We start from the raw sequence: 8,291 nt of genomic DNA on the forward strand, positions 1-8,291 counted from the left end.
GGTATGCTTGAAGCGTTTGTTTTGGGTTTTTGGATTATCTGGTCATCCGATCGCGAAGTGTATCCGCTAAGCGAAAGTTTGTGGTTTACACTGATTGCAGTGATACTGCGACAGCTGACGGCGTTTGATTTGCCGATTATTGATACCTATTGGATGATTTTCAATGGGATAGTGTGGGCATTTGCCGGTTTGATTTTTTCCATTGTCGGCCGCATCGACAGCAATTTCATCATCTCCTGCATTTTGGCAATGATAGCGGGGATTGGTTATTTTCAGCTGTTGCAACATTTGCCGGATTGGTTGAGCAAATTTTTGGCCTGACGGTTTCAGACGGCCTGATAACGGATAAGAGGTATTGAGTATGGCATTGTCAAAACGAATAATTCCTTGTCTGGATGTAAAAGACGGTCGCGTGGTAAAAGGTGTCAACTTTTTGGGTTTGCGCGATGCAGGTAATCCGGTTGACGTTGCCAAACGCTACAACGATGAAGGCGCGGATGAGTTGACCTTTTTGGATATTACTGCTTCCAGCGACAATCGCGACACTATTTTGCACGTTATTGAGGCAGTCGCTTCACAAGTTTTTATTCCATTGACGGTCGGCGGCGGTGTGCGCACAGTTGCCGATATCCGTCGTCTGCTTAATGCCGGTGCCGATAAGGCCAGCATCAATACGGCCGCTGTAACCAATCCTGATTTGGTAAACGAAGCGGCCGGTTTTTTTGGTTCGCAAGCGATTGTTGTTGCCGTGGATGCCAAAGCGGTCAACCCTGAAAACACCCGTTGGGAAATCTTTACCCACGGCGGACGTAATCCGACCGGTTTGGACGCGGTGGAATGGGCTGTCGAAATGCAGCGGCGCGGTGCGGGCGAGATTTTGCTGACCAGTATGGATCGGGACGGTACCAAACAAGGTTTCAACCTGCCTTTGACACGCGCGGTCAGCGAAGCGGTCGATATTCCGGTCATTGCTTCCGGCGGCGTCGGTTCGGTTCAACACTTGGTGGACGGCATTAAAGAAGGAAAGGCAGATGCGGTATTGGCCGCCAGTATTTTCCACTTTGGCGAAGCGAGTATCCGCGAAGCGAAACTGGCCATGCGTGAAGCAGGAATTGAAGTGCGTTTGTGATTGCTATCCAAAGGCCGTCTGAAAATATGGGAGAAAAACGCGAATGTCGAACATAAACGAAACGCTGCTGAATGCCGTAAAATTTGATGAAAAAGGTTTGGTTTGCGCGATTGCCCAAGATTGGCAGACACACCGTGTGCTGATGGTTGCCTGGATGAACGCCGAGGCCCTACAAAAAACCGTAGAAACCGGTTTTGCCCACTATTACAGCCGTTCTCGCCAAAAACAATGGATGAAGGGCGAAGAGTCCGGACATACGCAAAAAGTACACGAATTACGCCTGGATTGCGATGGCGACGCAGTCGTCATGCTGATTGAACAAAACGGCGGCATTGCCTGCCATACAGGGCGCGAAAGCTGTTTTTACAAAGTTTGGCAAGACGGCGCATGGCAGACAGTCGATGCCGTGTTGAAAGATGAAGAAGCAATCTACGGACATAAACATCCTTAAGGCCGTCTGAAAGAAAATAAGAGAAACCGACCATGACCGATACTATCCTTACCCAAATTCAAAACGTCATCGATTCGCGCAAAGGCGGCGATCCGGATGCTTCTTACGTTGCTCAACTGCTGCACAAAGGCGAAGACAAGATTCTGAAAAAAGTCATCGAGGAAGCGGGTGAAACCTTGATGGCCTCTAAAGATGGCGGTGGCGAACATTTGGTTTACGAAGTGGCGGATTTGTGGTTTCATACCATGGTTTTATTGGCGCATCACGGATTGCGCGCTGAAGATGTGGTCAACGAGCTTGCGCGCCGTCAAGGTTTGTCGGGATTAGTGGAAAAAGCTTCTCGCAAAGAATCTTGAATTTATATTACAATCCCGTATTTGACCTGTTTCAGAATCCGTCTCTTGGGGCAAAAACGATTTCCCTTTTTTGGTCGAAACCCGTTACGCCCGTTTTCAGACGGCCATTGGAGCCATTATGGATAATTGTATTTTCTGCAAAATCGCAACCAAAGATATTCCGGCACAAACCGTTTACGAAGACGACGAGATGCTTTGTTTCAAAGACATCCGTCCTGCCGCGCCGGTGCATCTGCTGCTGATTCCGAAAGTGCACTTCGATTCACTGGCACACGCAACTGCCGAACATCAAACCCTGTTGGGCAAAATGATGTTTAAAGTTCCTCAAATCGCCCATGAGGCAGGTTTGACCGACGGTTTCAAAACCCTGATCAACACAGGCAAAGGCGGCGGACAAGAAGTCTTCCACCTGCATATCCATATCATGGGTACGCCTGCATAACTATTATCTATTTTTAACAAATTCAAGGATTTATCATGGGTAGCTTCTCTCTTTGGCACTGGATTATCGTACTGATTATCGTCGTTTTGGTATTCGGTACCAAAAAATTGCGCAACGTCGGCAAAGACCTCGGCGGTGCGGTACATGACTTCAAACAAGGCCTGAACGAAGGTACAGACGGCAAAGATGCCAAAAAAGATGAAGTCATCGAACACAAAAAAGACGAAGACAAAGCATAATCCATGTTTGATTTTGGTTTGGGCGAATTGCTGCTGGTCGGCGTTGTCGCCCTGATAGTGCTTGGCCCCGAACGTCTGCCGCAAGCTGCGCGCACGGCTGGGCGTTTGGTCGGCAAATTGCAAGGATTCGTCAATAACGTCAAGCAGGAACTTAATACTCAGGCTGAGTTGGACGAATTGCGCAAGGTGAAGCAGGAATTTGAAACCGCCGCATCTGAGTTTCGCGATGGTATCAAAGACTTGGGCAACGATGCGCAAAAAAACCTGAGCGATATTTCAGACGGCCTCAAGCCGTGGGAACGCCTGCCCGAACAGAAAACGCCTGCCGATTTTGGTGTGGACGAGTTGGGCAATCCTTTGCCTGATCTGGCTTCAAACAGCACTGAGCATGAAAGTGCAATCCAAACTTCTGAGCAGGGTGGGGCAGTGCAAACTCAAGAGCTTGTCGAGGCTGAAAATGCCGAGTCCGAGCAAGACCGCGCTTGGCGTGAGTATTTGACGGCTTCGGTTTCACCTGCTCCTGCTCCGGCGGTAGAAGTCAGCTATATCGAATCCCCTGTTGCCGATGTTCCTCCGCTGCATACGACTTCTTTGCGTAAGCAGGCGATGAGCCGCAAACGCGATATGCGCCCGAAATTCCACGCCAAGCCCAAACTGCGCGTCCGTAAGTAAAAAGTGAGTCAACCGGTGTCCGAACCTCAACACGAACAACCCGTCCAACCGCTTATTGAGCATCTTCTCGAGCTGCGCCGCCGCATGATGTGGATCGTCATCGGTATCGTCGTCTGCTTTTTGGGTATGATGCCGTTTGCCCAGCAGCTCTATACCTTTGTTGCCGAACCATTAATGGCCAATCTGCCTAAAGATACCAGCATGATTGCAACCGATGTGATCGCGCCGTTTTTTGTGCCGGTCAAGGTTACTCTGATGGCGGCATTTCTACTGTCGTTGCCGCACACGCTGTATCAAGTTTGGGCGTTTGTTGCCCCTGCCTTATACCAAAACGAAAAACGCTTGATTACGCCGCTAGTGTTGTCCAGCGTGACGCTCTTCTTCGTTGGGATGGCGTTTGCCTATTTTTTGGTATTTCCCGTGATTTTCAAATTCTTGGCCGGTGTAACCCCTGTCGGCGTCAATATGGCGACCGATATCGACAAATACCTGTCCTTTATTTTGGGCATGTTTGTTGCATTCGGTACAACGTTTGAAGTTCCCGTCGTTGTGGTGTTGCTTGCAAAAATGGGCATTGTTTCGACTGCACAGCTTAAGAATGCGCGTCCGTATGTGATTGTCGGTGCGTTTGTCGTGGCCGCAATCATCACGCCGCCTGACGTAATTTCTCAAACCCTGCTTGCTGTCCCACTGATTCTGCTCTACGAAGCAGGTATTTGGTTCAGTCGTTTTGCCAAAGTGAAAACGCAGCAGGAAGATGAAGATACACCGCAACCACCGGCAGAAGTTTAAGAATTAAGGCCGTCTGAAGAATTTTTCAGACGGCCTTTGTATCATGGCACTTCAGTTTTTAAGAAAAAGTATGATGGATGTTTGGGGAATCGTACAAAAACGCTACAGCCCCAAATTCTTTTGATGTGACTAAAAATTTCGACCTTACCCATGGCTGGGCAATTTGCGTGACTGGATGACGGAGCAGGCAAAAAATGGGGAAAAATATTCCATCGTTACTTGTTCTGCACTCAAACGCCAATACCGCGATATTCTGCGTGGCGCAGAAGGGAAGGTGGCTTTTATCCATCTGACTCCACCTCAAGCAATCAATCTCGAGCGTATGCTGTCGCGTCAGAGGCATTATATGAAAGCCGGAATGCTGGATTCTCAGCTGGAGATTTTGGAAGAGCTGGGTGCTGATGAGTACGGTGTCAAAATCGACAATCCGGGTTTGCCTGAAGCCGTTGAGGCAGATATTATGAACTGGGTGAAAGCGCAAGGCTTGATTTAGTAATGATCAGAAATGGAAAGGCCGTCTGAAATATTTCAGACGGCCTTTTTCGATGGAATTTAGAATGTTTTTTGCGAATCAAGCAATAAGGTAACCGGCCCATCATTGCAAAGGGAAACCTGCATATGGGTTTGGAATCTGCCGGTTTCGACAGTCAATCCATGTTCGCGTAGAAGTTGTGCGGTGTATTGATAAAGTTTATCCGCTAGTTCTGCGGGTGCGGCATTGGAGAAAGATGGGCGGCGGCCGCTGCGCGCATCGGCGTAAAGGGTAAACTGGGAAACCAGTAATATCGAGCCGCCGACATCTTTGAGCGATAAATTTAATTTGCCGTTTTCGTCTTCAAAGATACGCAGGTTGGTGGTTTTATCTGCAATGTATTTGGCGTCCGCTTCTGTATCGGTGTGGGTAACGCCGAGCAATATCATAAATCCGTTGTTGATTTCGCCGTAGGTTTCTCGGGAATCTTCGGACAAAACGTCAACTTTGGCTTGGGTAACTTTTTGGATAACAGCGCGCATAATCTTGTGTGAATAAAAGGAGTTGTAAAAAAGGGCGTAAGATACGCCCTCTGGGTTTAAATATAGTTTCAGACGGCCTGAAACCATTGAATTAATTTACGGATTAATGCTGTTTTCTTTCAAGATACGTTCGATCTGATTCTCGACTTTTTGTCGTTTGACAGCTTGGGCAATCTGATTGCGTACCAGTTCGAAAGGTTCGGCATTAGGATTACGCTCTACGGCGCTGAGTTTAAACAGATAAAAATGGTTTCCCATCTGAATCGGCTCATGCGTTACATCACCTCGGTTCATGTCGGCAAAAGCGGTAGCCAGTTGAGGCGAAAACTGCTGCGGAGAGATGAAGCCGTCGAACTCTTGTTCGGGGTTGGGATAGCGTTTCATCAGCTCTTCAAATGACAAGCCTTTGAGCAGCAGTTCTTGCGCTGCGCGGACTTCTTCGGCTGAAGCGAAGTTGACTTGTTGCAGCTTGATGATGCGTGTTTGCTGGTCGTAGAAACGGCGCAACTCGGCATCGTCAACCACAGTTTGGCGTTCTAAATAAGCAGCGTATTGGTTGGCATAAAACTCAGCTTCAACGTTTTTAAACTGATTCTGTACTTCTGCATCTTTATCCAAACCAGCCTTGATGGCTTCATTTTTCAAAATTTCCAAAGTCTGTAAACGTGTAACCACATCTTTGCGGATTGCCTGACCATCGGGTTTGGCAGTCTGGTTGGGATGTTGATCGGCTTGTCTCAATACTTCGGCGACCATGCTGTCGATACGGGCAGGATCGATTTCAGGTGCTTTGGCGGTTGCCAAGCCGACGGTCGATAGGGTGAGGATAGCCAAAACGGCAGTTTTGGGCTTGATGTTCATGTGAGTTCCTTATTGCCCGCCGTTATCACGGCGGGCACGTTATATTATTTGTTGACTTTGATGCTGGCTTTTTTCAGCAATGATTGAATGGCCGCATCAACACGGGCTGCCTGTAAGTCGCTGCCAATCTCGTTTTTAGCGGCTTCGTAAGAAGGTACGGTAACGTTACGGCGGTCGTTGACATAGAAAACGGCGTACAGATTACCGTTTTGCAGCGGCGTTTTAGTGTGTGCACCTTTTTTCAGGTCTTTGACAGCTGCGTAAAGCGGAGGCGCTGATTCTTGCAAATCTTTAAGCGGAACATAAGCTTTAGGGATGCCGCCGGCTTTTTTGGCAGCTTCGTCAATTGAGTATTGGTTCAATACCGAAACAAAGCTTTTTTTCGCATCCAAATCGGCAATGGCTTTTTGGGCATTGCTGCTGCTGTCGGTTAAGATTTCGCCCAGTTGGACTTCCTGAGTACCTTTGTAGAAGTTGCTGAAGTCGTTGTAAGCGGCTTTGACATCTTTTTCTTGAACAGGATATTGACGGACGATATGCGCCGCGAAAGCTTGGCCTAGCAAATCATTTTCGAAAACTGCCCATTCGGTTTTGAATGTGGCTTTTTTATCTGCGCCTTGCTTGGCGGCATCGGCACGCGCTTGCTCCAATGCAGCTTTGAATTCAGCGCTTTGATCCAGTTTTAATTTTTTGGCTTCTTGGGTAACAACAGTGCTGATAATTTGGCGTTCAGTCAGCATTTGACGCAATTCAGGAGTGTCTTGAACGTTCGGGTTGCTGGCGCGTACGGAAGCAACTTGGTCATCGATAACGCTGCTGTCGATGGCTTGACCGTTGACGGTCACCAAAGTTTGGGCAAACAGGGTGCCGGAAGTCAGGGCAAACATCAAGGCTGAAGCAAAGTAGGTTTTTTTCATCGTATTTCTCATTTAAATTAATGATTGGAAATCAAAGTTTGGGCAGTAATCTTAATGGAAGTATTCGTCCGGCGTGGCCGCTTTGATACTGAGTGCATGAATCAGGCCGTCTGAAAACAAGTCCTGTAAAAGCTGCTTAATCATATGTTGCCGCTGGAGGCGGCCAATGTTTTCAAATGCGTTGCTGACCACCACTATGGCGTAATGCCCGCCGCCTTTATTACCGGCATGGCCGGCATGCAGATGGCTTTCATCTTCAAAATCGAAGAACTCAGGCTCAAGCGTTCGCAGGTGTTCCTCGATAATTTGACGAATATTGCTCATTTGAACACGGCTTTAAAAGGTTTAATCAATACTTCTGCGTATACGCCGGCATCAACGTAAGGGTCTTGTTCTGCCCATTCTTGTGCAGCGTCCAAAGATTCAAATTGAGCCACAATCAGGCTGCCGGAAACACGTTCCGGATTATCTGGTAGAGGATTGGGGCCGGCAGTCAGCAGACGGCCTTGCGCTTTCAATTCTTCCAAGCGTGCCAAATGAGCAGGGCGTGCCGCCATGCGTGCTTCGTGGACATCTTCGGCATCAGTGGCCAAAAGCATGAAATATTCCATTATTGATCCTCCTTAGACTGGAAACGCATCAGATACATACCCTGTGCGATGGAAAAAATGATTGTGAAGCCCAATGTGCCGAACAGTTTGTAATTGACCCATTGGTCTGGAAAATACGTAAAGACAAAGAGGTTGGCCGCACCCATAAAAATTAGGAAGCCAATCCATGCATAAGTCAGGCGTGTCCATACAAAATCAGGGAGCTGCATTTCTTTGCCCATGACGGCTTTAAGCCCGTTTTTACCGGCCAGGTGGCTGAACAGCATGACGATCGCGCCGATCCAAAACAGAACGGTTGGTTTCCACATGATAAAGCGGTTGTCTTTCAGCAGAATCGTTGCACCGCCAAAAAAGACAATCAAAATCAGGCTGACCCATTGCATGGTGTCCAGCTTGCGGTGTTTCCAAAAGGTCAGCGCAGCTTGGGCAATACCGACGATAACCGCAACAGTTGTTGCGGCAATCATGTCTTTGGTGATGATGTATGTGATGAAAAATAAGAATACGGCGAATAAGTCGCTCAAAATCTTCATATATTAATGATGAAACTAATTGAGTAAATGCTAATCATACAGGGAGATGTGTTTTTTTGCACGTTTTACCATGACTTTAATATCGCACATATTTATATGAAATATTTGTTTTGGGTTGGCGAAATTTGTAAAAAAGAAACACAAGCATGCAAAAGTAATAGATTTGCTAAGGAATTTTAGGCTGAATAGCCTCTATTGCTTGGCAGGAATGGGTTAAAAATATATCATGGCGTAATATCTAGTAAATATATGGTTAAATGCGTGCACATTGGTT

The 8,291-nt window shown here is 47.5% G+C and carries 14 protein-coding genes and 1 pseudogene; 9 read left to right on the plus strand and 6 right to left on the minus strand.

The features are described from left to right. From ACTHUT_RS10760 to ACTHUT_RS10800, 9 genes and pseudogenes are all read left to right on the plus strand, one after another. The coding region (locus ACTHUT_RS10760) for a diguanylate cyclase (protein ID WP_440418785.1) at positions 1 to 321 on the plus strand (321 nt) is incomplete at its 5' end. 40 nt (positions 322 to 361) lie between these two features. Then, complete coding sequence (gene hisF, locus ACTHUT_RS10765) at positions 362 to 1,129, plus strand: imidazole glycerol phosphate synthase subunit HisF (RefSeq protein ID WP_036472644.1); 768 nt, start codon at positions 362 to 364, stop codon at positions 1,127 to 1,129. Between the two features lie 43 nt (positions 1,130 to 1,172). Then, entirely contained in the window at positions 1,173 to 1,580 is a 408-nt protein-coding gene (hisI, locus tag ACTHUT_RS10770; protein ID WP_004519653.1) for a phosphoribosyl-AMP cyclohydrolase, read from the plus strand. A gap of 32 nt (positions 1,581 to 1,612) precedes the next feature. Next, the gene (locus tag ACTHUT_RS10775; protein ID WP_003679440.1) at positions 1,613 to 1,936 is read left to right on the plus strand and encodes a phosphoribosyl-ATP diphosphatase; all 324 of its coding nucleotides are present in this window, start codon (positions 1,613 to 1,615) and stop codon (positions 1,934 to 1,936) included. Between the two features lie 118 nt (positions 1,937 to 2,054). Further along, positions 2,055 to 2,378 carry a histidine triad nucleotide-binding protein gene (locus ACTHUT_RS10780; protein WP_250599749.1) on the plus strand — a complete coding sequence of 108 codons (324 nt, stop codon included), beginning with the start codon at positions 2,055 to 2,057 and terminating at the stop codon, positions 2,376 to 2,378. 35 nt (positions 2,379 to 2,413) lie between these two features. Further along, positions 2,414 to 2,617, plus strand: a complete 204-nt coding sequence (gene tatA / locus ACTHUT_RS10785) for a Sec-independent protein translocase subunit TatA (protein WP_003679438.1) — start codon at positions 2,414 to 2,416, stop codon at positions 2,615 to 2,617. A gap of 3 nt (positions 2,618 to 2,620) precedes the next feature. Further along, positions 2,621 to 3,289, plus strand: coding sequence for a Sec-independent protein translocase protein TatB (tatB, locus tag ACTHUT_RS10790; RefSeq protein WP_154953209.1), 669 nt, complete (start codon positions 2,621 to 2,623; stop codon positions 3,287 to 3,289). 15 nt (positions 3,290 to 3,304) lie between these two features. Then, the gene (tatC, locus tag ACTHUT_RS10795; RefSeq protein WP_049350975.1) at positions 3,305 to 4,081 is read left to right on the plus strand and encodes a twin-arginine translocase subunit TatC; all 777 of its coding nucleotides are present in this window, start codon (positions 3,305 to 3,307) and stop codon (positions 4,079 to 4,081) included. Positions 4,082 to 4,226: 145 nt separating this feature from the next. After that, positions 4,227 to 4,574: pseudogene (locus ACTHUT_RS10800) on the plus strand (gluconokinase, GntK/IdnK-type); the annotation flags it as partial. A 59-nt stretch (positions 4,575 to 4,633) separates the two neighbouring features. On the opposite strand, the gene dtd reads toward ACTHUT_RS10800, so the two are convergent. The 6 genes from dtd to ACTHUT_RS10830 all read right to left on the minus strand — a co-directional run bounded on the left by dtd (position 4,634) and on the right by ACTHUT_RS10830 (position 8,017). Continuing rightward, positions 4,634 to 5,095, minus strand: a complete 462-nt coding sequence (gene dtd, locus ACTHUT_RS10805; protein ID WP_250599750.1) for a D-aminoacyl-tRNA deacylase — start codon at positions 5,093 to 5,095, stop codon at positions 4,634 to 4,636. A 96-nt stretch (positions 5,096 to 5,191) separates the two neighbouring features. Then, the gene (locus ACTHUT_RS10810) at positions 5,192 to 5,956 is read right to left on the minus strand and encodes a peptidyl-prolyl cis-trans isomerase (RefSeq protein WP_440418786.1); all 765 of its coding nucleotides are present in this window, start codon (positions 5,954 to 5,956) and stop codon (positions 5,192 to 5,194) included. 44 nt (positions 5,957 to 6,000) lie between these two features. Beyond that, positions 6,001 to 6,873, minus strand: coding sequence for a peptidylprolyl isomerase (locus tag ACTHUT_RS10815; protein WP_250599752.1), 873 nt, complete (start codon positions 6,871 to 6,873; stop codon positions 6,001 to 6,003). Positions 6,874 to 6,924: 51 nt separating this feature from the next. Then, positions 6,925 to 7,197: a BolA family protein gene (locus ACTHUT_RS10820; RefSeq protein ID WP_440418787.1), complete on the minus strand. Its 273-nt coding sequence runs from the start codon at positions 7,195 to 7,197 to the stop codon at positions 6,925 to 6,927. Beyond that, on the minus strand, positions 7,194 to 7,484 hold the full coding sequence (locus tag ACTHUT_RS10825; RefSeq protein WP_004519663.1) for a YciI family protein: 291 nt from the start codon (positions 7,482 to 7,484) through the stop codon (positions 7,194 to 7,196). The genes ACTHUT_RS10820 and ACTHUT_RS10825 overlap by 4 nt, the downstream gene beginning before the upstream one ends. Further along, positions 7,484 to 8,017 (minus strand): septation protein A, encoded by a 534-nt coding sequence (locus ACTHUT_RS10830; RefSeq protein ID WP_049329543.1) that lies wholly within the window; start codon positions 8,015 to 8,017, stop codon positions 7,484 to 7,486. Before ACTHUT_RS10830 ends, ACTHUT_RS10825 begins: the two co-directional genes overlap by 1 nt. Positions 8,018 to 8,291: the final 274 nt, after the last annotated feature.

This window comes from Neisseria sp. P0022.S010, assembly GCF_051956635.1.

What these genes read in the sequence shown, in the direction of transcription:
- hisF (WP_036472644.1), top strand. Translation starts at nt 362, where the DNA reads ATGGCATTGTCAAAACGAATAATTCCTTGTCTGGATGTAAAAGACGGT.
- hisI (WP_004519653.1), top strand. Translation starts at nt 1,173, where the DNA reads ATGTCGAACATAAACGAAACGCTGCTGAATGCCGTAAAATTTGATGAA.
- ACTHUT_RS10775 (WP_003679440.1), top strand. Translation starts at nt 1,613, where the DNA reads ATGACCGATACTATCCTTACCCAAATTCAAAACGTCATCGATTCGCGC.
- ACTHUT_RS10780 (WP_250599749.1), top strand. Translation starts at nt 2,055, where the DNA reads ATGGATAATTGTATTTTCTGCAAAATCGCAACCAAAGATATTCCGGCA.
- tatA (WP_003679438.1), top strand. Translation starts at nt 2,414, where the DNA reads ATGGGTAGCTTCTCTCTTTGGCACTGGATTATCGTACTGATTATCGTC.
- tatB (WP_154953209.1), top strand. Translation starts at nt 2,621, where the DNA reads ATGTTTGATTTTGGTTTGGGCGAATTGCTGCTGGTCGGCGTTGTCGCC.
- dtd (WP_250599750.1), bottom strand. Translation starts at nt 5,095, where the DNA reads ATGCGCGCTGTTATCCAAAAAGTTACCCAAGCCAAAGTTGACGTTTTG.
- ACTHUT_RS10810 (WP_440418786.1), bottom strand. Translation starts at nt 5,956, where the DNA reads ATGAACATCAAGCCCAAAACTGCCGTTTTGGCTATCCTCACCCTATCG.
- ACTHUT_RS10815 (WP_250599752.1), bottom strand. Translation starts at nt 6,873, where the DNA reads ATGAAAAAAACCTACTTTGCTTCAGCCTTGATGTTTGCCCTGACTTCC.
- ACTHUT_RS10820 (WP_440418787.1), bottom strand. Translation starts at nt 7,197, where the DNA reads ATGAGCAATATTCGTCAAATTATCGAGGAACACCTGCGAACGCTTGAG.
- ACTHUT_RS10825 (WP_004519663.1), bottom strand. Translation starts at nt 7,484, where the DNA reads ATGGAATATTTCATGCTTTTGGCCACTGATGCCGAAGATGTCCACGAA.
- ACTHUT_RS10830 (WP_049329543.1), bottom strand. Translation starts at nt 8,017, where the DNA reads ATGAAGATTTTGAGCGACTTATTCGCCGTATTCTTATTTTTCATCACA.